The sequence below is a fragment of the Porphyrobacter sp. YT40 genome, from assembly GCF_006542605.1.
Classification (GTDB): Bacteria; Pseudomonadota; Alphaproteobacteria; order Sphingomonadales; family Sphingomonadaceae; genus Erythrobacter.
Genome location: NZ_CP041222.1, coordinates 1,062,969 through 1,082,641 on the forward strand (window position 1 = coordinate 1,062,969; position 19,673 = coordinate 1,082,641).

Annotated in this window: 22 protein-coding genes and 1 tRNA gene; 13 read left to right on the forward strand and 10 right to left on the reverse strand. The window is 62.9% G+C overall.

Going from position 1 to position 19,673, the window contains the following annotated elements; translation table 11 throughout:
* Positions 1–104: 104 nt before the first annotated feature.
* The 3 genes from E2E27_RS05000 to E2E27_RS05010 form a co-directional block, all read right to left on the reverse strand.
* Positions 105–377 carry a hypothetical protein gene (locus E2E27_RS05000; RefSeq protein ID WP_010240151.1) on the reverse strand — a complete coding sequence of 91 codons (273 nt, stop codon included), beginning with the start codon at positions 375–377 and terminating at the stop codon, positions 105–107.
* 211 nt (positions 378–588) lie between these two features.
* On the reverse strand, positions 589–1,053 hold the full coding sequence (locus E2E27_RS05005) for a DUF411 domain-containing protein (protein ID WP_066761567.1): 465 nt from the start codon (positions 1,051–1,053) through the stop codon (positions 589–591).
* Complete coding sequence (locus tag E2E27_RS05010) at positions 1,050–1,736, reverse strand: class I SAM-dependent methyltransferase (protein ID WP_229660409.1); 687 nt, start codon at positions 1,734–1,736, stop codon at positions 1,050–1,052. The genes E2E27_RS05005 and E2E27_RS05010 overlap by 4 nt, the downstream gene beginning before the upstream one ends.
* Before the next feature lie 151 nt (positions 1,737–1,887).
* Between E2E27_RS05010 and E2E27_RS05015 the strand changes: the two genes are divergently transcribed.
* The 9 genes from E2E27_RS05015 (at position 1,888) to E2E27_RS05055 (ending at position 9,646) form a co-directional block, all read left to right on the forward strand.
* Positions 1,888–2,184, forward strand: a complete 297-nt coding sequence (locus tag E2E27_RS05015) for a hypothetical protein (RefSeq protein WP_066761572.1) — start codon at positions 1,888–1,890, stop codon at positions 2,182–2,184.
* Positions 2,185–2,187: 3 nt separating this feature from the next.
* On the forward strand, positions 2,188–2,622 hold the full coding sequence (locus tag E2E27_RS05020; RefSeq protein ID WP_008603940.1) for a Spy/CpxP family protein refolding chaperone: 435 nt from the start codon (positions 2,188–2,190) through the stop codon (positions 2,620–2,622).
* Positions 2,623–2,628: 6 nt separating this feature from the next.
* Positions 2,629–3,189, forward strand: coding sequence for an RNA polymerase sigma factor (locus tag E2E27_RS05025; protein ID WP_066761573.1), 561 nt, complete (start codon positions 2,629–2,631; stop codon positions 3,187–3,189).
* A gap of 55 nt (positions 3,190–3,244) precedes the next feature.
* Positions 3,245–5,053, forward strand: coding sequence for a copper resistance system multicopper oxidase (locus tag E2E27_RS05030; protein WP_141457937.1), 1,809 nt, complete (start codon positions 3,245–3,247; stop codon positions 5,051–5,053).
* A complete protein-coding gene (locus tag E2E27_RS05035) occupies positions 5,050–6,363 on the forward strand; it encodes a copper resistance protein B (RefSeq protein WP_066761575.1) in 1,314 nt (437 codons plus the stop codon). The genes E2E27_RS05030 and E2E27_RS05035 overlap by 4 nt, the downstream gene beginning before the upstream one ends.
* Before the next feature lie 24 nt (positions 6,364–6,387).
* A complete protein-coding gene (locus E2E27_RS05040) occupies positions 6,388–6,906 on the forward strand; it encodes a YybH family protein (protein WP_082924209.1) in 519 nt (172 codons plus the stop codon).
* A 27-nt stretch (positions 6,907–6,933) separates the two neighbouring features.
* A complete protein-coding gene (locus E2E27_RS05045) occupies positions 6,934–7,665 on the forward strand; it encodes a PepSY domain-containing protein (protein ID WP_009823988.1) in 732 nt (243 codons plus the stop codon).
* Positions 7,666–7,895: 230 nt separating this feature from the next.
* Complete coding sequence (locus E2E27_RS05050) at positions 7,896–8,567, forward strand: DUF2231 domain-containing protein (protein WP_009823986.1); 672 nt, start codon at positions 7,896–7,898, stop codon at positions 8,565–8,567.
* 707 nt (positions 8,568–9,274) lie between these two features.
* Positions 9,275–9,646 carry a hypothetical protein gene (locus tag E2E27_RS05055; protein ID WP_098104451.1) on the forward strand — a complete coding sequence of 124 codons (372 nt, stop codon included), beginning with the start codon at positions 9,275–9,277 and terminating at the stop codon, positions 9,644–9,646.
* Between the two features lie 41 nt (positions 9,647–9,687).
* On the opposite strand, the gene E2E27_RS05060 is transcribed toward E2E27_RS05055, so the two are convergent.
* Both E2E27_RS05060 and E2E27_RS05065 read right to left on the reverse strand, forming a co-directional pair.
* Positions 9,688–9,912 (reverse strand): helix-turn-helix transcriptional regulator, encoded by a 225-nt coding sequence (locus E2E27_RS05060; protein ID WP_141457938.1) that lies wholly within the window; start codon positions 9,910–9,912, stop codon positions 9,688–9,690.
* Complete coding sequence (locus E2E27_RS05065) at positions 9,905–10,396, reverse strand: hypothetical protein (RefSeq protein ID WP_098104924.1); 492 nt, start codon at positions 10,394–10,396, stop codon at positions 9,905–9,907. The genes E2E27_RS05060 and E2E27_RS05065 overlap by 8 nt, the downstream gene beginning before the upstream one ends.
* A gap of 346 nt (positions 10,397–10,742) precedes the next feature.
* Between E2E27_RS05065 and E2E27_RS05070 the strand changes: the two genes are divergently transcribed.
* The 3 genes from E2E27_RS05070 (at position 10,743) to E2E27_RS05080 (ending at position 12,128) form a co-directional block, all read left to right on the forward strand.
* The gene (locus tag E2E27_RS05070; RefSeq protein ID WP_089217359.1) at positions 10,743–11,327 is read left to right on the forward strand and encodes a lytic transglycosylase domain-containing protein; all 585 of its coding nucleotides are present in this window, start codon (positions 10,743–10,745) and stop codon (positions 11,325–11,327) included.
* A 64-nt stretch (positions 11,328–11,391) separates the two neighbouring features.
* On the forward strand, positions 11,392–11,943 hold the full coding sequence (locus E2E27_RS19000) for a thermonuclease family protein (RefSeq protein WP_234036191.1): 552 nt from the start codon (positions 11,392–11,394) through the stop codon (positions 11,941–11,943).
* Complete coding sequence (locus E2E27_RS05080; protein ID WP_141457939.1) at positions 11,934–12,128, forward strand: DUF6961 family protein; 195 nt, start codon at positions 11,934–11,936, stop codon at positions 12,126–12,128. The genes E2E27_RS19000 and E2E27_RS05080 overlap by 10 nt, the downstream gene beginning before the upstream one ends.
* A gap of 136 nt (positions 12,129–12,264) precedes the next feature.
* Here E2E27_RS05080 and E2E27_RS05085 read toward each other — a convergent pair whose 3' ends face one another.
* Positions 12,265–13,488: a tyrosine-type recombinase/integrase gene (locus tag E2E27_RS05085; RefSeq protein ID WP_141457940.1), complete on the reverse strand. Its 1,224-nt coding sequence runs from the start codon at positions 13,486–13,488 to the stop codon at positions 12,265–12,267.
* A 165-nt stretch (positions 13,489–13,653) separates the two neighbouring features.
* Positions 13,654–13,740 (reverse strand) — tRNA-Leu (locus E2E27_RS05090).
* A 380-nt stretch (positions 13,741–14,120) separates the two neighbouring features.
* On the opposite strand from E2E27_RS05090, the gene E2E27_RS05095 reads away from it, so the two are divergent.
* Positions 14,121–15,083 carry a complex I NDUFA9 subunit family protein gene (locus tag E2E27_RS05095; protein ID WP_141457942.1) on the forward strand — a complete coding sequence of 321 codons (963 nt, stop codon included), beginning with the start codon at positions 14,121–14,123 and terminating at the stop codon, positions 15,081–15,083.
* Positions 15,084–15,086: 3 nt separating this feature from the next.
* Here E2E27_RS05095 and E2E27_RS05100 read toward each other — a convergent pair whose 3' ends face one another.
* The 3 genes from E2E27_RS05100 to gyrB are packed head-to-tail and all read right to left on the reverse strand — an operon-like array spanning position 15,087 to position 19,590.
* Complete coding sequence (locus tag E2E27_RS05100) at positions 15,087–15,860, reverse strand: M50 family metallopeptidase (protein ID WP_141457943.1); 774 nt, start codon at positions 15,858–15,860, stop codon at positions 15,087–15,089.
* 4 nt (positions 15,861–15,864) lie between these two features.
* Positions 15,865–17,016 carry an AI-2E family transporter gene (locus tag E2E27_RS05105; RefSeq protein ID WP_141457944.1) on the reverse strand — a complete coding sequence of 384 codons (1,152 nt, stop codon included), beginning with the start codon at positions 17,014–17,016 and terminating at the stop codon, positions 15,865–15,867.
* A gap of 12 nt (positions 17,017–17,028) precedes the next feature.
* Entirely contained in the window at positions 17,029–19,590 is a 2,562-nt protein-coding gene (gyrB, locus tag E2E27_RS05110) for a DNA topoisomerase (ATP-hydrolyzing) subunit B (protein WP_141457945.1), read from the reverse strand.
* Positions 19,591–19,673: the final 83 nt, after the last annotated feature.

Sequence of the window (19,673 nt, forward strand, 5' to 3'; positions counted from 1 at the left end):
ATCGATTTCCGGCGGCGCGCTCTTTCTTCCTGCAGCGATGCCGATGGCGGCGCGTCAAGGCACGGCAGTCCACGCTGAGTGCGCCTAATATTCAGCGCGTCAAATCAGGAAAACCGGGCCTGGAAAAACCGGTGCAGCGGGACCGCGATGAGTGCGATGTACCAGCCGTAGAGAAAACTGCCCACCGCTCCTGCAAGAAATCCCGACAGGGTCAGCCATTCGAACCATGGCAGCAACGGAGCCCAGGCTTGGTGCATGTGAAACCGCTCGGGTGCGAGGACTCCGAAGGCAATGCATAGGAGGTAGCTGACAAGCAGGAACACGCTGAGCGTCCAGCCCCATGCGAATATCGAGTTCTTGATTGATCCTTTTACCATCGCATTTCTCCCACTTCGTGCGTCCTAAAATTATGCAAACGGAAGGGTCCGGGACCGTCGGGGCAGCCGGCCCCGGACCCAGCGGGATGATCGACAGGCATCTTAGCGCCCGTCCCGGTGTCCCGGGCTTCTGTGTTATTCCCGCGCGATTGTTCTTCAACGAGACATCGCCCTTATTTCTCGCGCGGCCACTGGCGTCAGTTCCTTACAATCACCGATAAGATGCGAAGACGCTCTGTCCGGTCGGACCAAAGGCGATGACCTCATAGGGCTGGATCCGGTTTCCGGCCTCCATGCCGGGCGATCCCAGAGGCATTCCCGGAACCGCTAGACCGGCAACGCCGTCGGGCCGCTCGCGCAAAAGTCGGGCGACGGCTTCGGCGGGCACGTGACCTTCGATGATGTATCCATCGACCTCCATCGTGTGGCACGACCACAATTCTTCCGGTACGCCGCGCGCTGTCTTGATCGCCGCCATGTCGTTGCTATCGACCGATGCCACCTTCGCGTTCATCCCATCTTCAAGATGGCCTGCCCAGTTGAGACAGCATCCACATCCGGGGTCCCTGAACATCGTATAGGTCGCTGCCTGAGCCACGTTCGAACAGGCTGCCAGCACGAGCAAGGCCGCGCCGCTAATCGATCGCCGGAGCAGCGAAGGCTTTTTCAAATTCATTGTGCAATTCCTTTCTTGTATCCGCGCCATAGCGAGATCGTCCCGGTTGCCGTCGGGAACCGTTGGAGCAGGCATGGCTCGGTGAAGATTTCGGCGAATAGTTTTTCGACCTCGCCGTCGGCGCTGGGCTGCGTGTCGCTTATGCCGTCAAGAGACTGGACGGTCGCCCGGAAGAGGCTCCGCATGAGTGGGCTATCCTGCTTCATATAATCGGAGATCAACACCGTTCCGCCTGGCACGAGCAAGCTTTCGATGGTTTCCAGGATTGTCTGCTTCTTGCGCAAGGGGACCTGGTGCAGGACGAGGCTGCTGACGATCTTGTTCGGCTGCCACCCTGCGGGCAGCTTGAGGCTTTCGAGAAAGCCATTGTGCCATTTCACGAGATCGGCTCCCGCGCCAAACTTGCGCCGCGCAAGCGCGAGCGCATCCGGGTCGGGTTCGACACCGATCAGACCCGCTTCCGGACAATCCGTCATCAAGGCCTTGAGAAGAGTGCCGGTTCCGCTGCCAACATCGATCACCCGGTCGCCGGGGACAAGGTGCAGTTCTTCGACAATCCTTTGTCGCCAGAGATGTTCGCGGGTGAACAGACCGATCGCCCGGTCGTAAAGGGGCGTCAGAAAGCTCTTGCCAAGAAGAGGCGTAAATTCGCCGTGATCTTCAGGTGCGGTGATATTGTTCACGAGCTGGTTCCCATTCATCCCGGGTTCGACCCGATTCTGACAGACCCGTCTCGGTTACGTATGGCGCTGGACATTCCCTCAAAAAAAGAAGTTTAAGGGATTGTGCAGGCGAGCGCGTATAGGACACGTGCAACCCACAGGAGTTTTTCGGATGCGTGACAATCACTCTCTTGATGCGGTGCTCGGAACGCTTTCCACCACCGCCGCCAACGAGGTCCCAGCCGACTTCATGGATGGCGTTTGGCAGCGCGCCGGACAGCTTGGCGAAATCGCCGACCGACGCCGCCGGACGGCCCTTTTCGTCGGTCTGTTCGTCGTCGGGCTTGGAGCTGGCGCCGGAACGAGCGGTTGGCCCGGCGGCTATGGCACGTCTTCCGCGTCATTTGGCGAGGGTCTTATCCTCGGCGAACAGCTGTCCCCATCGGCGCTCCTCCATGTGGAGCAATAGGGTTTGAAGACGACGCATATCGTTCTCGCGGTGCTTCTCGCAGCACTTGCAGGATGCCTCGGCGCGATTGCCGCGGATCGCTGGGCCAATCACGAGGCCGGCTCCGGCCTCCACGATTTCGTGCACGACGAGCTCACCCTGACGGCCGACCAGGAGCAGCGTCTCGATGCGCTCGAGGCCCGTTTCGCTGTCGAAAGGGCACGGCTCGAAGGATCGGCGCGCGCAGCCAATGCCCGGCTCGCCCAGGCGATGGAAAATGAGCACGAGTACGGTCCCGAGGTTTCGGCCGCGATCGACGAGGTGCATGCGCGTATGGGCGATCTGCAGAAAGCAACGGTACGGCATGTCTTCGACATGCGTGAAATTCTCGAACCCGAGCAGCAACGCCAGTTCGACCGCAAGGTCTCCGACGCCCTGACCCGCGACCCGCGCGACTGAAGCGCCATGTCGGGGGCGGGCGACAATCCGGATGAGGCCCTTGTCTCGCAGGTGAGGGCCGGTAACAAGCGGGCTTTCAGCAAGCTCGTCGAGCATGAAACCGGTCGGCTTCTCGCGCTCGCGACACGCATGCTTTCCTCTCCTTCTCAGGCGGAGGACGTTGTTCAGGACAGCCTCGCTTCGGTGTGGCTGACGCGCCATCGGCTCGATCCGGACAAGCCGATCGGACCCTATCTGACAACCGTCGTCCTCAACCGCTGCCGGGACCGTTTGCGCAGGCGCAAGGTCGCAGGCTTTTTCGGACTGTCGGGTGATGACGAACTCCATTCCATCGCCGACGATTTGCCGGGTCCTGAAGCGTTGGCCGTTTCCAGGGAAGAGCTCAATCTCGTTCAGGCCGAGATCGCGCGAATGCCTTTAAGGCTGCGCGAAGCGCTTGTGCTCGTGACCATCGAGGGGCGTAGCCAGGCCGAGGCGGCCGATCTTCTCGGAACGACCGAAAAGGCGATCGAAACCCGCGTATATCGCGCGCGCAACAGGCTGAAGGAGCGCTTCGAAAAACTTTGAGGGGTTGGCTGGGCGCGCGCGTAAGTAACGGTAAACGCCAAGTCAGGAGCCCTTTATGATCGCCGTCAATCGACGCAAGTTTCTCGGAGCCGGAGCAGGAGGAATGGGTCTGCTCGGCCTTGCCGGGGCGATGCCTGCCTGGGCACGGGGCGCGGACATCCTCGCAGGTAACGCCCGCAAGGGGCTGGACGAGATATCCGGCCCCAATATCGACCTCACCGTTGCCCGATCGGCCTTCGCGACCGGCAACAGGCGCGGCGGCGCGATCGCCGTCAATGGCACGATCCCCGGTCCGCTGTTGCGTTTGCAGGAAGGCACGACCGTCCGGCTCAATGTCCATAACCAGCTCGAGGAAGATACTTCGATCCACTGGCACGGTCTGCTCGTGCCGTTTCAGCTCGATGGAGTGCCCGGCGTGAGCTTCCCCGGTGTCAAACCGGGAGAGACCTTCACCGCCGAGTTTCCGGTTCGCCAATCGGGCACTTACTGGTGGCACTCGCATAGCGGCCTGCAGGAACAGGCCGGGCATTACGGCGCGATCGTGATCGATCCCGCCGGACCCGATCCGGTTCAGGCCGACCGCGAATATATCGTGGTGCTGAGCGAATTCAGCGCCATGTCGCCCCACACCATTTTCGACAAGCTCAAGAAGGGCGAAGGCTACTTCAACTACAACCAGAACACCTGGACCGACGATTACCCGCTTTCGGGCGAGGATCGCCGGATGTGGGCGAAAATGCGCATGATGCCGACGGACATCCTCGACGTGTCGAGCGCGGCTTATACCTATCTTCTGAACGGCCATGGCCCGCTCGACAATCTGGAATACCTCTTCCGCCCGGGCGAACGCGTGCGGCTGCGCTTCATCAATGCCGGCGCCATGACCTTCTTCAATATTCGCATTCCCGGCCTGCCGATGACCATCGTTCAGGCGGACGGGCAGAACGTCGAGCCGGTGGAGGTCGACGAGTTCCAGATCGGTGTGGCCGAGACATACGACGTCGTCGTGACGCCGGGCGCGCAACAAGCCTACACGCTGGTCGCGGAGTCGATGGACCGCTCGGGCATGGGTATTGCCACACTCGCGAGCGCACCCGGCGCTCGCGCCGCCATTCCGCCGCTGCGCGATCCGCCGCTTCTGACCATGGCCGACATGGGCATGAGCGGCATGGACCACGGCTCGTCTGGCGATGCCGGCATGTCGGGCATGGACCACGGAAGTGGCGGCGACATGGCGGGGATGGATCATGGTTCGTCCGGCCAATCCGAGATGGCAGGCATGGCCGACATGTCGGGGATGCAGATGCGCGACACATCGCTTCTGCCGCCCGATGTGAAGGTCGGGCCCGGTCTCGACATGGTCTCGATGAACCCGGTCGACCGCATGGGCGATCCCGGCATCGGTCTCGCCGATGTGCCGCATCGTACGCTCGACTATCGCAAGCTGCGCGCGCTGACTCCACACCGCGAGGGCCGCACGCCGTCCCGGCGAATGGAAATTCATCTGACCGGCAATATGGAGCGCTACATGTGGTCGTTCGACGGCAAGAAGTTCTCCGCCGTCTCAGACGAGCCGATCCGTTTCGCCTATAACGAGCGCGTGCGCGTGAAGCTCGTCAACGACACGATGATGGCGCACCCCATTCACTTGCACGGTCATTTCTTCGAGCTGGTCAATGGCGCGCCGGCCGATCGTCAACCGCTCAAGCACACGGTAATCCTGCAGCCGGGTGGCAGCGCGCAGTTCGACCTGACGGCGGACGAGCCGGGCGACTGGGCCTTCCACTGTCACCTTCTCTACCACATGCATGCCGGGATGTTTCAGATCGTCACGGTCGCCAATCCCGACGGGAGCGAAGCATGAAAATTCGTATTGTCAGCCTGCTCGCATCGGTCGCAGCCGGCTCAGTTCTCGCCTCCCCCGCGGCGGCGCAGCATGCCGGTCATTCGCCGGCGGAGCCGCAGCAAAGCGCCGAGGCGCAGGCTGACGCGAAGACGAAGTGCGAGGAAGAAGCCGAGCGCCATCGCGCGATGGGGCATCCGGTTGCAGATGGAGCATGCGAACCGGCTGCTCAACCTGAAGCCGCCATGGACCGCTCGCAGATGGATCACTCAACCATGGATCATGGTGCGATGACCGCTCAGGATGGCCATTCTGGCATGACAATGCCTGTGGACGCTGCCCGTCCACAGGCATCGCCCGAAAGTCATGAAGGAATGGATCACGGCTCGATGCCGCAGGGCAAGCCCGCCGAAGGCGCGATGGATCATTCGCAGATGAATCACGGCGAGATGGGTCAGGCGGAGGCCAGTTCGTCGATGGACCATGGGCAGATGGATCACAGCCAGATGAACCATGGGGAGACGCCTTCGCAGGACAGGCAGGGCATGGACCATTCGGCGATGCAGATGGGCTCGGACGATGATATCCCGCTGCTGCCGCCTCCTCCAGAAGCAGGGAGCGGCCCAGCGCGCGCGGCGGTCGCCATCTGGGGCGAGGAAGCCATGAACGAAGCGCGCCGCGAGCTTGTCCGCGAGACCGACGGAGGAATGCGCTTCTGGTTTCAGGGCGACCGGCTCGAGTACCGCGCCCGCGAGGGGAAGGATGGATATCTGTGGGACATCCAGGGATATTATGGCGGCGACATCGACAAATTCTGGTTCAAGTCCGAGGGTGAGGGCAGCTTCGGCGAACCCATAGAAGGCGCCGAGGTCCAGGCGCTCTGGAGCCGCGCCATTGCGCCCTTCTTCGATTTCCAGGCGGGTGTTCGCCAGGACCTGACCGGTCCGGAACGCACGCACGCGGTTATCGGTATCCAAGGGATCGCGCCTTACCAGTTCGAGGTCGATGCCGCGGCCTTCGTCTCCACCAAGGGCGATGTGACGGCGCGTTTTGAGGGCGAACTTGATCAGCGCATCACGCAGCGGCTGATCCTTCAACCGCGTGCCGAAATCGCACTTTCCGCTCAGGATATTCCCGAACTCGGCATTGGCGCTGGCCTCGACCGGATCGAGGCAGGTCTGCGTCTTCGCTACGAGTTCGCACGCGAATTCGCGCCCTATGTCGGCGTTTCCCAGGAATGGCGCATCGGCGACAGCGCGGATTTTGCGCGGGCCGCCGGAGAGGATCCGAGCGTCACCAATTATGTCGTCGGTGTGCGATTCTGGTTCTGAAATCTCAAAAAGGATAGAACTTCCATGACCAAGCCTTTGACACGCATCGCGGCGACTGCGCTTGTTGCCACGCTGATACCGCTGCCAGCCTTCGCGCAGCAGATGGACCACTCTTCCCATGCGAACCATCAGATGCACGCGATGGACGCTTCGGCGGACGATGTCGCGGGCGCTGAAGAAACCCTCAAGGCCTATCGCACCGCTCTTGAAGCGCGCGACGCGCAGGCAATGCGCGCGCTCTTCGCCGAGGACTCGGCGATCTTCGAGAATGGCAAGGCCGAAGGAAGCTTTGCCAATTACATGGAGCACCATTTGGGCCCCGAGCTCGACGCGATTGTGAGCTTCACCTTTACCGACCCCACGCTGACCGTCACCCGGATGGGGCACATGGCCCATGCCTATGAGACGTATGGCTATCGCATCGAACTTAGCGATGGCCGGGTGATCGAGCGCGACGGCGTGGCGACATCGGTGCTTGCTCACGATGCGGACGGGTGGAGAATCGTCCAGTACCATTCCTCGTCGCGCGCGCCGCGCAACTGATTACGGCTTTCGAAGAGGTAGCACCGGTTGGCAACGCCGTCGCTGAAGCTGCGCCTGCATGTGCTCGGCAGCAAGATCCACAAATGGCTGGCGATTTTCGTCGGTGTCCAGGTTCTCTTGTGGATGGGAACCGGCGCCCTCATGTCGTTTCTCGACCTGGAAGAAGTTCGCTCCGAACATGTCGTTTCGCGTGAACAAGAGGCGCTGCCCGCCGATGCCCCGCTCCCGGCCTGGGTCGCAAACGACGGTACTCTTGCAGCGGTAACGACACGTTCGCTCGACGGCGATGCCGTGACCGAGGTCCGCAAGGTTGACGGTAGCGTGAGCCTCCACGATCCGGTGACTGGGCGTAAACTCTCCCCCATCTCGGCGGCAACGGCAAAATCCATCGCCTTGCGCGCATGGACCGGGCCGCGCACGACCATCGAGGCCGCACGGATCGTCGATGACCCCATCGGAACCGAGTTTCGCGGCCCTTTTCCGGCCTGGCAGGTCACCTATGCTGACGAGGCTTCGACGCGCATCTACATCGATGCCGCCAGCGGCACGCTCGGGGCGGCGCGCAGCGATACATGGCGCCTGTTCGATTTCATCTGGGGCCTCCACATCATGGACTGGACCGAGCGCGACCGCATCAACAGTTGGTGGCTGCTGCTGTTCGGCATTGGCGGCACGATCATAGCCCTGTCGGGTTTCGTCCTGCTGGCGAACCGGATGCCGAGGCTGCGCCGCCGCGCAAAGAAGAGCAAGCTCGCCTGAGCCCATGGGGCTTATTCGCGTGGGCGAACGCCTTACCCTCGTTCGCCAGGCCGAACGCGGCCAGGAGCCGAATGCGTTCGACGATCGCGATGATGCCGCCAGCAAGCGTGACCACCCGGGCGCACTTCAGTCGCGCTGAACTATCAAATTAATGCGAGGGGCACGCGGCTGCCGTGCGTATCAGGCACATAGGTCGCACTTTAACTGCAGGGTCGGGAGACATACGAGACATGAAAGCCCCCTCATTTCTGGCGCTGCTCGCCGCAAGCCTGCTCTTCGTCGGACCCGTTCAGGCTCATGGCGACGAAAAGCACGGCGAAGAGGCGAGCGCCGCGCCTGCTGCCACCAATGGCGATGTGCACGACCAGGCGGCCATGGCGCAGATGGGCGAGACTGCGGATGCTGGCGAGTCCTCCGGCGCGCACGATGAAGCGGGCGCAGCCCATGACGAGGCCGGTGGCCATGCGGATGAGAGCGAAACCGGCGTCATGGCCGTACTGAAAAAGCTGCATCCGGCAACGATCCACTTCCCGATCGCCTTGTTTTTCATGGCTGCGGCCACCGAATTGTTCGTGATGCGCCGGAAAGGAGCGGGCCTGGAAAGTGCGGTGCGCGTACTCGTCTACGGCGGAGCAATCGGCGCAGTCGTCGCAGTTCTGTTCGGATGGATTCACACCGGTCTGTGGTTCGGCGGCGATACTGTCATGCAAGTCCATCGATGGACCGGTATGCTGATCGCGGTTCTCGGTATTGCGATGGCATACCTCGCGAGCAGGCCGAGCCAGAGCCGCGCATGGTTGCGCGCGTCGATCTTCTCCATGGCGGCACTCGTTCTCATCCAGGGGTTCCTTGGCGGCGAGCTCGCGCACGGACCGGACCATCTTGGCGTTTCGTGGCTCTGAAGGAGTTGAATAACATGCGAATTCTGAAATCGAACACCGCGATAGCATTTCTCGCGACCGCGCCATTGACGTTCGCTCTCGCCGCTTGTGACCAAGCGCAGGAGAGCACACCGGCTGCTGAGGTTTCGCCTATGGGCGAAGCTGCGGTGGTGGCTGGCACGGCACCCGAGGCGGGTCTTGCCGATCCGGCAGCCTCTCCCTCCAAAGATGAGGCAGCGACCGCTCGGGAGGACGCTCTTTCGACAAATGGCGCCGCCACGCCCGCCTCACGGCACGCTGCCTCTCCCGCATCACGCGCAACTGCCACACCCGCACCTCCAGCAACACGCACGCAACCCGCGAGCGAGGCGACCCAGCCGGCCGATCCCCATGCGGGTCATGACATGTCCTCGATGGCCGATCACGACATGGAAGGTATGTGATCGGACGCGTTTCCCGGTGACACGGCTATCCAGGAGATACCCTCGGCAAAAACACAAACGAACATCGCAAGATCAGGAAAGGACGGCCCCGCCTCCCCCCGACGCCCTGCGGGTCGCAGGTGCCCCCAAGGGGCCGTTCAGGAACCCCGCGTGCAAACCAACCCGACGCGCGGGGTTCCGTTTGCCCGGCTTCGCTGTCGCCGTGCCAGGCGCGTCCCGGCATGGCTTTGTGCTATGTGAGCAGCGCGCAGACAATCGCCTCGGTGCTTATGAAAGGAACCGCATATGTCGGAAACGGGAAAAGCCGGTGCGCTGTCGCGCTGGGAAGACGAAGGCGGGGCATTGCCCTGCGGGCCGCAGGAAGCGCTCGCTGCCGATTGTGAGAAATGGGATATTCCGCCACTTTCCGATGCCGAAATGATCCAGTTGCGCATCAGGGTGATCGCCCTTGAGAACATGGTGCTCGGCCTTCTGTCGAAGGCCAGCGCCAATCAGCTGGCAGCAATCGAAGAAATCGCGGAATTCATATCCCCGCGTGCCGATGCGAAGCCGCATCCGCTTACCTTGCACGCTGCCACGCAGATGGAGCATTTTGTCGAACGCGCCCGCCGGCTTCGCGAGGCACCCTCCCCAGCTGATCAATCTACTGCACGGTAGCTGGGCTCTTTCTATTGGTCACAGGGGATACGTCGAGGTGGCTATGTCGAGTGCTTAATACGATCGGCCACCCACCCGTCGATCTCGCTTTCCGCCCACGCAACCGAGTATCCTCCGAGCTGCACAGGCCTCGGAAACTTGCCCTCGGCCATCCAGCGATAGATCGTTGAACGGCCAAGCCCGACGCGGTGCTGCACTTCGGGCAAGCGAATGAGACGCGTCACCCGACGGGGCTCTGTTGCCTCCTTGTCGATCTCTTCACCCACGATGGCCTCCTTCGGTACCGGCGAAGACATCGCCAATCAGGGCGTCCTTGCGTTCAAGCTCGTCGATGTGATCGGAAAGCAGGCGGGCGACACGATGCGCCGTGCCCTTAGCCCAGCGCGGCTTCACATCGTGAACCTGGTTGCCCAGGACACGTTCGAGCGCTGAAGGCAGTTCGCCGGAAAAGTCCTCGAAGAATTGCGCGAGGTCCGATTGCAGCCACGCAATCGCGTGATCGCCGCTGCTGACGAGAAACAGCAGCAAGTGCGCGTGCGGCGCGACGCCGCACGCTGCAAGAATGCGCAAGGCTTCGCCGAGGCTGGCCGACCGTTCGCCGGCAAGGACGCGGCGCAGGGCATCCTTATGGATCTGCGCGTCGCGCGCGATGTCGCAGCGGGCACGGCCGCTGGCTTCGACGGCGGCCAAAAGCAGCCGGGCGAGGTCGGCGCGAACTTGTTGTTCTGCAAAGAGCGCCATGTTGGTCATCGGCGAATCCTTTCCGGTGGAGGTGATCGAATCACCGGCTAAACGCGAAGGAAGCCTGTAGGAAAACGAAAAGAACATTAAGAGAACATAGAGGAAGGAACGAATCAGCTTCCTTCGGTGATTCGCGCGAATTCCGGTCGTGTTCGCGCATATGACGGCACGCTTCGCGCCAAAGCCGGCACAGTCGGCGCTGCAGCGCAATTGGCCGGCGCAAATCCCGGCCATCGCACCTTCAGATGTCGCTTTTTACTTGATCGGCAGCCCCAAAATCCAGTTCCCGATTTCCTACAGGCACATGTTCTTTTTATGTTCCATTGTGATTCGAATCAATGGAGCACCACTCGAGATGACCTCTCTCAATTGTCGGACCGCGATAGCGGTCGCCTGCCTGGGGATGATCGCGACCTCCTCTCAGCAAGTCCGCGCCCAGGATTTCACCCTGTTCGAGCACGCGATCGTTCCGCCGAAGACGGACCAGCAGCCGGCTAGACAATATCTTCCTGCAATCTACCCGGCCGGGCCAGCAGACGTATCCTACCGGGAAGGCCTGTATATAGCGGCGATAGCCGAGGCTGAACGCCGTTACGGGCTTCCGACCAACCTGCTTCGTGCTCTTATCTGGGCTGAGTCCCGCTTCAATCCGATGGCTGTGAGTCCAGCTGGTGCTGCCGGGCTTGCTCAGCTTATGCCAGCCACGGCGCGAGAACTGGGCGTCCGGAACCGTCATGACCCTCTTGCATCGATCGACGGTGGCGCCAGGTACCTTCGCGACATGTTGGACCGGTTCGACGCGGTCCACCTGGCCTTGGCTGCTTACAATGCGGGCCCTGGTGCCGTCTCCCGATCACGCGGCATTCCGAAAAATGGTGAAACGCCGCAATATGTCCGGACTGTGTTGGGACGTTGGCAAGCAATTGGTACGTACAATTGACGAAACTACCTGATTTCCGGCTATTGTCTGAAATCATGTGCCGGAATGAAGACGGACAACGCTAGTGAGTGAGACCCCCGGTGAGCCGTTCGACTTTCGCAAGGCGTTGAAGGCACAAAAGCGCCAGAAGCTGAGAAAGGAGATCGCATTGGGTTTGGGAGCATTCGCGATTGTATTTGCTGGAGGGATGCTGGCATTCACCTGGCCAGTCCATGATGCCAATCTTGCTAACGACGATCAGCAGCCGCAGGCTTTATTCCAGCAAGCGAGCTCCCCACAATTCGACATCTGCGGATCGATCCGGCGCACATGCGTCGTGGATGGAGATACTTTCTGGCTTGATGGCGTGAAGATCCGCATTGCCGACATCGACACTCCCGAGATCAGCGAGCCTCGTTGCGACTATGAGTACCAACTCGGCATGCGTGCGACGCACCGCCTTGTCGAGTTGCTGAATGCCGGGCCCTTTGAACTGAGGACCATCGGGAACAGAGATGAGGATCAGTACGGTCGCAAATTGCGGGTTGTTACGCGCGGCGGCCGCTCGCTTGGCGATCAGCTGGTCAGCGAAGGCTTGGCGCGAACCTGGACCGGGAGACGTGAACCATGGTGCTGAACCGCGACCAGGAATTGTGGGCGGTCGCGCTCTGGGTCGAAAAGAACCATGGCAAAGAGGGACCCGCGTATATCGCGCAGCAAATCGAGCGGCTATCCAACGAAGGGGACGAAGCAGGCATAGCAACGTGGAAGACTGTTGCTGAGCGCTTCGATCAGCTTAGCTGCCAAAGCCCTACGAGCTGAGGCTCAGCACGATGCGGAATTGGCTTAAAGTCTGGAGCATCAGAATTGAGTTCGCCTTGCTCGCGTCAGTGTCCCTGATAGGTCTGGTCCTGAGCCTTCAATCCTGCACTGGCTGAGAAGAAATTCGTTCTTCCGATCAACCCTTGGCAAACTTTCCCATGATGACCTTTCCTCCTGTCCGCAGCTCATCGAGGTAGTCGCTCCACCATTGAGCCATTCGCACGCGCTCGTCCCAATGCTTGCCGCGATGGTAGATGCCACGCACAACATTGCTGTCGCCATGTGCCAAGGCACGCTCGATTGCATCCGGATTCCAAAGTCCCGACTCGTTCAGGAATGTTGATGCTGTCGCCCGGAGTCCGTGCGCGGTGACTTCTTCCTTCGAATATCCCATGCGACGGAATGCGGCATTGAGCGTGTTTTCACTCATGGGACGCTTGGAGCTGCGCGCAGACGGGAAGACATATCCTTCGCGGCCGAGCATCTCGGCCAGGTCTGTGAGATAGCCTCTAACTTGCTTGGACAGCGGGACGGCATGCGCTCGGCGCGCTTTCATTTTACCGGCAGGGATCTTCCAGACCCCATCGACCAGATCGATCTCATGCCATTCGGCGTGGCGGAGTTCGCCGGGGCGTACGAACACATGCGGCGCGATCTGCAAAGCAAACTTCGTCACCATGTAGCCAGTGAAGTCGTCGATTGCGCGCAGCAGCCCGCCTAACTCGGTGGGCTCAAGGATGGCTGCATAATGCGTGGCTCTCGGCGTTACGAGAGCACCCTTCAGCATACTGGTCGGATCTGATTTGCAGCGGGTGGTAGCAACACCGTAGCGAAACACGCGGCCTGCGAACGAGCGGCATTTCTTCGCAGTCTCGTGCTTACCAGTGGCTTCCAGTCGTTTGAGAGGAGCCAGGACTTCGAACGGCTCGATCTCGTCGATGGGTCTGTTCCCGATGGTAGGCGCAAGCTTGTCTAGGAAATAATTGGCCTTGACGATCGTGCCATCGGCGCGGCCATTCTGGACCATCATCTGTTCAATATACTCACGTGCGACTGCCTCGAACGTCTGTGCAGAAAGGAACTCGGCGCGGATTTTCCGCTTCCGCTTCTCAAAGGCCGGGTCGCCGCCAGAAGCAACAGCTCGTCGTGCCTCGTAAGCCGCGTCTCGCGCTTGCTTGAGGCTGATGTCGGGATAGCTGCCGATGCAGAGCTTCTTTTGCGCGCCGCCGATCCGGTATCGGAATCGCCAAAGTTTGCCGCCGGTCGGCGTGACCTCAACATATAGGCCGCGCTCATCGGTTACCTTGTACGGCTTATCCTTGGGCTTGAGTGCGCGGAGGCGAGTATCTGTCAGCGGCATGTGGGGGCCTTTTCATCTGGGCCTTTGCGAAACGGCCTCAAAAGGCCCACAAAAGTGTCTGGAACCCCCGAGAACAGGCGGGACGATCCGGAACGATCCAAGGGCCAAATCCCTAGGATTTCTGCGGGTTTTATAGATTATTTGGGAGAACGTGAGAAGAACAAATGGTGCCCAGAAGAGGACTCGAACCTCCACGCCCTTGCGAGCGCCGCCACCTGAAGACGGTGCGTCTACCAATTCCGCCATCTGGGCACGAAAGCCTGCCGGTCATTGGTGCCGGAAGGCTGGGTAGGTGGGCGCGATTAGCGGGGGGGCGGGGGGCTGTCAATGGCAACATCGTCCTGCTTTGCGCGAGACCGTCTTTGCCCGGGTTACCCTGCTCGGCGCCGATCCCCACGCGCCTGCTTTGCCCCGGTCGCGGCGTCCGCACGCGGCGTTCGCCGCTGCCGCAACGCCACTTCGTGCGTCCTGCCGCCACTGAACCGAGGGAATGACGCGCGACGCGGCGCCGCGCCCTCGCGCAGATCCGCCGCTCGCGATGATCGGAACGCTTGCCTCCCGGCGAGCGTTGACGCTAAGCGCGGCCACATCCTTGTCCGGCAACCTCGCCAGCCACAACGAGCACCTGCATTATGCCCACCTCCTCTCCGCTTTCCGGCCAGCTGGTCACGATCTTCGGCGGCACCGGCTATATCGGCAACTATGTCGCGCAGGCGCTGCTCGCGCGCGGGGCGCGGGTGCGACTGGCGAGCCGCTCGCCCTACAAGGCGCAGGACCTGAAGCCGCTCGCCAATCTCGGCCAGCTCCAGATGATGCCTTGCGACATCACCAAGGAAGAGCATGTCGCCGCCGCGCTCGACGGAGCGAGCCATGTGGTGAACCTCGTCGGCGCGTTCGAGGGCGATCTTGTCAAGCTGATGGGCGAGGCACCCGGCACGATCGCGCGGCTCTCCGCCGCGGGCGGGGTCAAGGCGCTGGTGCATGTCAGCGCGATCGGGGCGGATGCGTCATCCTCCACCGATTACGCGCGCGGCAAGGCGCTGGGCGAGGAGCGGGTCGCGGCAGCCTTTCCCACGGCTACGATCCTGCGCCCCTCGATCGTGTTCGGCAAGGACGACAATTTCCTCAACCTGTTCGGCGGGATGATCGAACTCTTTCCGGTGCTCCCCGTGTTCGGCCCGCAGGCGAAGCTGCAACTGGTCTATGCAGATGACGTCGCCGAGGCGGTCGCTGTGGCGCTGGAGCATCCCGACCGGCACGGCGGCAAGACCTTTGAACTGGGCGGGCCCGAACAGCTGACCATGATGGAGATCCATCAGCGCATCGCCGCGGCGCAGGGGCGGAAGCGCACCTTCCTCGCCATGCCCGATGGCCTCTCGGCGACCTTCGCGGCGCTGCCCGGCACCCCGATGAGCCGCGACCAGTGGGCGCTGCTGAAGGCGGGCAACACCGTGGCGGAGGGTGCGCCGGGGCTTGCCGATCTGGGGATCGAGGCCAGGCCGCTGGGCCTGTTCCTCGACAAGTGGATGTTGCGCTATCGCAAGCATGGCCGCTTCGGCGCGGCGAACGAGCGGGCCAAGACGCGCAAGGGCTAGGCCTCAGCGGCGGAACTGCAGCACGTTGGCGGGCGGCTTTCTCGGCGGGGGCCGCAGGCGCTTGTCGGCGAGGGCGTAGCGCAGCGCCGCGCCGACCATGATCGCCGAGGCCACGAGGATTACCCCGGCCCAGAACCAGTAGGGCGGGCCGATCGCCGCCGCGATCGCGCCGGTGTCCGACAGGACCGCCTGCCCGTTCATCGTCACCCGCTCGGTGAACAGGTAGCGCCAGTCGCCGAAGCCGCTGTAGACGCCCAGCAGGCCGAGGAATTGCAGGGTGAAGCGGTCAACGCTGGGCGAGCCGCGCCAGGCGACCAGACCCAGCACACCTGCCACCACCAGCAGCGCCCACCAGCCGGTGGCCGAGCGCACCCAGATCAGCGTGCTGAGGAGGATCGCGGCGAGCACCAGCCACAGCACCGGCCGCCATGCGCGCGGATGGGCGCTGGCGACGATGAGCAGCGCGCCCACCATGCTCGGCGCGAGCGGGCCGCCTGCGGCAATCGCGGCGGGTACGAGGCGCGAGGCGCTGCCGCCGAGGCTGTATTCGGCATAGCCCGAGCCATTGGGGAAGATCACCAGTTGATGGAAGGACTGGCCCAGCACCATCGCGGTCAGCCCGTGGCCCATCTCGTGAAACCAGGTCGTCAGGATATAGAACGGGTAGGCGAGATAGTTGCCGAAAGGCAGTGCGGGCAGCATCGCCACCAGCAATCCGGCGACCACCAGCCGGCCGATGGCTTCGCCTTGCGAGCCGGGTGCGACCAGCTGCTGCACGGCCTCAGCCCGCCTCGCCTTCGGGCGGCGCATGGCCCGAGGCATCGACCCGGATACCGCTCTCGTCCTCTTCCAGGCGCTCGGCCTCGGCGTCCTCTTCGCGCTGTTCGCGCAGGATCGACCAGCTGGCGAGGAACAGCCCGGCCACCAGCGGGCCGAGCACGATGCCCGAAAAGCCGACGAGGCTGAGGCCCCCCAGCGTGGTGACGAGGATGATCCAGTCGGGAATCCCGGTGTCGCGGCCGACCAGAACGGGGCGCAGCACGTTGTCGGCCGAGGAGATGACGAAGAAGCCCACCAGCAGCACGAAGATGCCCTGCCATGTCTCGCCCGAGATCAGCAGCCACAGCCCAGCCGGCAACCACACCGCGCCCGCGCCGATCACCGGCACCAGCGCAAAGAACACTGTCACCACCCCGAACAGCAAGGCGGAGGGCACGCCTGCGATCAGCAGGGTGATCCACGCCAGCGCGCCCTGCACCAGCGCGACCACCCCGGTGCCCTTGATCGTGGCGCGCACGATGCCGAGGAAGCGGTTCGCCAGCCGGTCGGCGATGCTGCGTTCGACCGGAACCGCGCGCAGCACGACGCGTCCGATGCGCTCGCCATCGCGGAGCAGGAAGAACATCACATAAAGGCCGACGCCGAGGGACAGCAGAAAGCCAAGCGCGCCGCTGCCGATCGACACGGCCTGCCCCGCGATCATCCCGGCGCTTTCGGTGAGCAGTTCCTGCAAGCGGGCCTGCACTTTCGCCACGTCGGCCCAGCCGGCGCGGTCGATCGCGTCGCGTGCGACTTCTGGCAGCATTCCGTGGGCCTGATCGAACCACGCCGCAAGATCGATCGGCTGTTCCTGCAAGGCGGCGAGAAGCACGATGGCCTGTTCCGCAACCATCGTCGCAACCCACAGCGCCGGAACCATGATCACGAAGAAGATGATCATGAGGCTCAGCCCCGCCGCCGGATTGCGCCGCCCGCGGGTCTGGATCAGCGCCTGCTTGTAGAGCGGCTGGAACATGATCGCCGCCAGCGCGGCCCACAGCAGCGGCTGGGCGAAGGGCCAGACGATGACGGCCATCAGCAGCGTGACCACCGCGAGGATGATCAGGAAGCTGGCGTGCTGCAATTCCTCGGTGCGGTGGGGCTGATGGGCCATGTGTGCGGGTGCCTAGACGTCGAGATTCGCCACGTTAAGGGCATTATCCTGAATGAACTCGCGCCGTGGTTCGACGATGTCGCCCATCAGGCGGGTGAAAATCTCGTCGGTCACGTCGGCATCCTCGACCTTGACCTGCAACAGCACGCGCGCCTCGGGGTCGAGCGTGGTCTCCCACAGCTGTTCCGCGTTCATTTCGCCCAGACCCTTGTAGCGGGCGATCGCCAGCCCCTTGCGCCCGGCGGCGAAGATCGCGTCGAGCAGCTGCGTCGGGCGGCTGATCGTGCCGTCGAAGGTGGCGGGCGGCGGCGCGGCGGCTTCCTCGGCCTCTCCGGCGAGCGGATCGTCGGCGGGGGGCGTTTCGGGCTCGGGCTCTTCGGCCACGTCGCCTGCGCGCACGAGACTGACGGGCGAGGCATAGGCATCGGCCTGCGCCGCGGCGAGGCTGTGGAGCTTGTGCGCTTCGGTGCTGGAAAGGAAGCGCCCGTCGATCTCGTGGACATCGGTGACACCGCGCCACAGGCGTTCGAACACGACGGTGCCGTCCTCGCGCTGCGACGCGCTCCAGCGGGCTTCGCGGTCGCCCGCGCCGAGGCGTCCGGCAGCCCGTTCGAGCGCGGCGGCCAGTGCATCGCCCGCCAGCCCCGGCTCGAGCGCGCCCGTCAGTGCCATCTGCTCCACGATCCCGCTGTCATAGCGGCGCGGAACGAAGGCGAGCAGGTTCTTGAGCCGCAGCGCCGAATCGACCAGCGCGCGCAGATCCTCGCCCCCGCGCGCGCCGCCCTGCGTTTCCAGCACCCGGCCTTGCAGCCCGGCATCGACCAGATAGCGATCGAGCGCGGCCTGATCCTTGAGATAGACCTCGCTCCGCCCCTTGGAGACCTTGTAGAGCGGCGGCTGGGCGATGAAGAGGTGCCCGGCCTTGATGATCTCGGGCATCTGGCGGTGGAAGAAGGTCAGCAGCAGCGTGCGGATATGCGCGCCGTCGACGTCGGCGTCGGTCATGATAACGATCTTGTGGTAGCGCAGCTTTTCGAGGTTGAACTCGTCGCGGATGCCGGTGCCCATCGCCTGAATGAGGGTGCCGACCTCCTTCGAGGAAATGATCCGGTCGAAGCGCGCGCGCTCGACGTTGAGGATCTTGCCCTTCAGCGGCAGGATCGCCTGGGTCTTGCGGTCACGCCCCTGCTTGGCCGAGCCGCCTGCGGAGTCCCCTTCGACCAGAAACAGCTCAGACTTGGCCGGATCGCGTTCCTGACAATCGGCGAGCTTGCCCGGCAGCGAGGCGACGCTCATTGCGCCCTTGCGGCTCATTTCGCGCGCGCGGCGCGCCGCTTCGCGCGCGGCAGCGGCGTCGATCACCTTCTGGATGATCGAGCGGGCTTCATTGGGGTTTTCCTCAAGCCACTCGGTCATCTTCTCGCCCATCAGGGTTTCGAGCGGCGAGCGCACTTCGGAGCTGACCAGCTTGTCCTTGGTCTGGCTGGAGAATTTCGGGTCGGGCAGCTTGACGCTGACGATCGCGGTCAGGCCTTCGCGCATATCCTCGCCCGACAGGCTCACCTTCTCCTTCTTCAGCATCCCCGAACGCTCGGCATAATTGTTGAGCGTGCGGGTCAGCGCGGTGCGGAAGGCGGCAAGGTGCGTGCCCCCGTCGCGCTGCGGGATGTTGTTGGTGAAGGCGAGGACGTTTTCGTAATAGGAATCGTTCCATTCCAGCGCGACATCGATCCCGATCCCGTCCTTCTCCGCCGAAACGGCGATCGGCTCGGGGATGAGCGGCTGCTTGTTGCGGTCGAGATATTTGACGAAGGCCGCGATGCCGCCTTCGTAATAGAGATCGTGCTCGACCACATCCTCGTGCCGCTTGTCGCGCAGCTTGATGCGCACGCCGGAGTTGAGGAAGGCGAGTTCGCGGTAGCGGTGTTCGAGCTTCTCGAAATCGAATTCGGTGACGTTCTTGAAGGTATCGTGGCTGGCCTTGAAGGTGACGCGGGTGCCCTTCTTGAAGCCGTTGGCGTCGGCATTGCCGCTGGCCTTGGGCGCATCGCCCTTCACTTCGAGCGGGGCGACCGAATCGCCGTGCTCGAAGCGCATCCAGTGCTCCTTGCCCTCGCGCCAGATGGTGAGCTCCAGCCATTCGGACAGCGCGTTGACCACGGAAACGCCCACGCCGTGCAGCCCGCCCGAAACCTTGTAGGCATTGTCGTCCGAGGTGTTCTCGAACTTCCCGCCCGCGTGCAGCTGCGTCATGATGACTTCGGCGGCCGAAACGCCTTCCTCGCTGTGCATTCCGGTGGGAATGCCGCGCCCGTTATCCTCGACCGAGACGCTGCCATCGGGGTTCAGCTCGATCAGAACGAGGTCGCAATGCCCCGCCAGCGCCTCGTCGATCGCGTTGTCGCTGACCTCAAACACCATGTGGTGCAGGCCGGAGCCATCGTCGGTATCGCCGATATACATGCCCGGGCGCTTGCGCACCGCATCGAGGCCCTTGAGAACCTTGATCGAATCGGCGCCATATTCGTTGGCGTTGGGCAGCTTTTGCGGGGCAGGATTGTTGGTATCGCTCATGGCCCATCATATAGGCGCTGGCGACGGGAAACCCAACTGCGGGCGGGCCGCAAGCCGCGCTTTTCCACGAGTCACAAGGGCAT

Excerpts from the sequence above, each read along its gene's own strand:
- E2E27_RS05005 (WP_066761567.1), bottom strand. The coding sequence starts at position 1,053 with ATGAATTTGAAAAAGCCTTCGCTGCTCCGGCGATCGATTAGCGGCGCG.
- E2E27_RS05040 (WP_082924209.1), top strand. The coding sequence starts at position 6,388 with ATGACCAAGCCTTTGACACGCATCGCGGCGACTGCGCTTGTTGCCACG.
- E2E27_RS05080 (WP_141457939.1), top strand. The coding sequence starts at position 11,934 with ATGGTGCTGAACCGCGACCAGGAATTGTGGGCGGTCGCGCTCTGGGTC.
- E2E27_RS05070 (WP_089217359.1), top strand. The coding sequence starts at position 10,743 with ATGACCTCTCTCAATTGTCGGACCGCGATAGCGGTCGCCTGCCTGGGG.
- E2E27_RS05050 (WP_009823986.1), top strand. The coding sequence starts at position 7,896 with ATGAAAGCCCCCTCATTTCTGGCGCTGCTCGCCGCAAGCCTGCTCTTC.
- E2E27_RS05000 (WP_010240151.1), bottom strand. The coding sequence starts at position 377 with ATGGTAAAAGGATCAATCAAGAACTCGATATTCGCATGGGGCTGGACG.
- E2E27_RS05085 (WP_141457940.1), bottom strand. The coding sequence starts at position 13,488 with ATGCCGCTGACAGATACTCGCCTCCGCGCACTCAAGCCCAAGGATAAG.
- E2E27_RS05055 (WP_098104451.1), top strand. The coding sequence starts at position 9,275 with ATGTCGGAAACGGGAAAAGCCGGTGCGCTGTCGCGCTGGGAAGACGAA.
- E2E27_RS05025 (WP_066761573.1), top strand. The coding sequence starts at position 2,629 with ATGTCGGGGGCGGGCGACAATCCGGATGAGGCCCTTGTCTCGCAGGTG.
- E2E27_RS05015 (WP_066761572.1), top strand. The coding sequence starts at position 1,888 with ATGCGTGACAATCACTCTCTTGATGCGGTGCTCGGAACGCTTTCCACC.
- E2E27_RS05105 (WP_141457944.1), bottom strand. The coding sequence starts at position 17,016 with ATGGCCCATCAGCCCCACCGCACCGAGGAATTGCAGCACGCCAGCTTC.
- gyrB (WP_141457945.1), bottom strand. The coding sequence starts at position 19,590 with ATGAGCGATACCAACAATCCTGCCCCGCAAAAGCTGCCCAACGCCAAC.
- E2E27_RS05030 (WP_141457937.1), top strand. The coding sequence starts at position 3,245 with ATGATCGCCGTCAATCGACGCAAGTTTCTCGGAGCCGGAGCAGGAGGA.
- E2E27_RS05035 (WP_066761575.1), top strand. The coding sequence starts at position 5,050 with ATGAAAATTCGTATTGTCAGCCTGCTCGCATCGGTCGCAGCCGGCTCA.
- E2E27_RS05095 (WP_141457942.1), top strand. The coding sequence starts at position 14,121 with ATGCCCACCTCCTCTCCGCTTTCCGGCCAGCTGGTCACGATCTTCGGC.
- E2E27_RS05065 (WP_098104924.1), bottom strand. The coding sequence starts at position 10,396 with ATGACCAACATGGCGCTCTTTGCAGAACAACAAGTTCGCGCCGACCTC.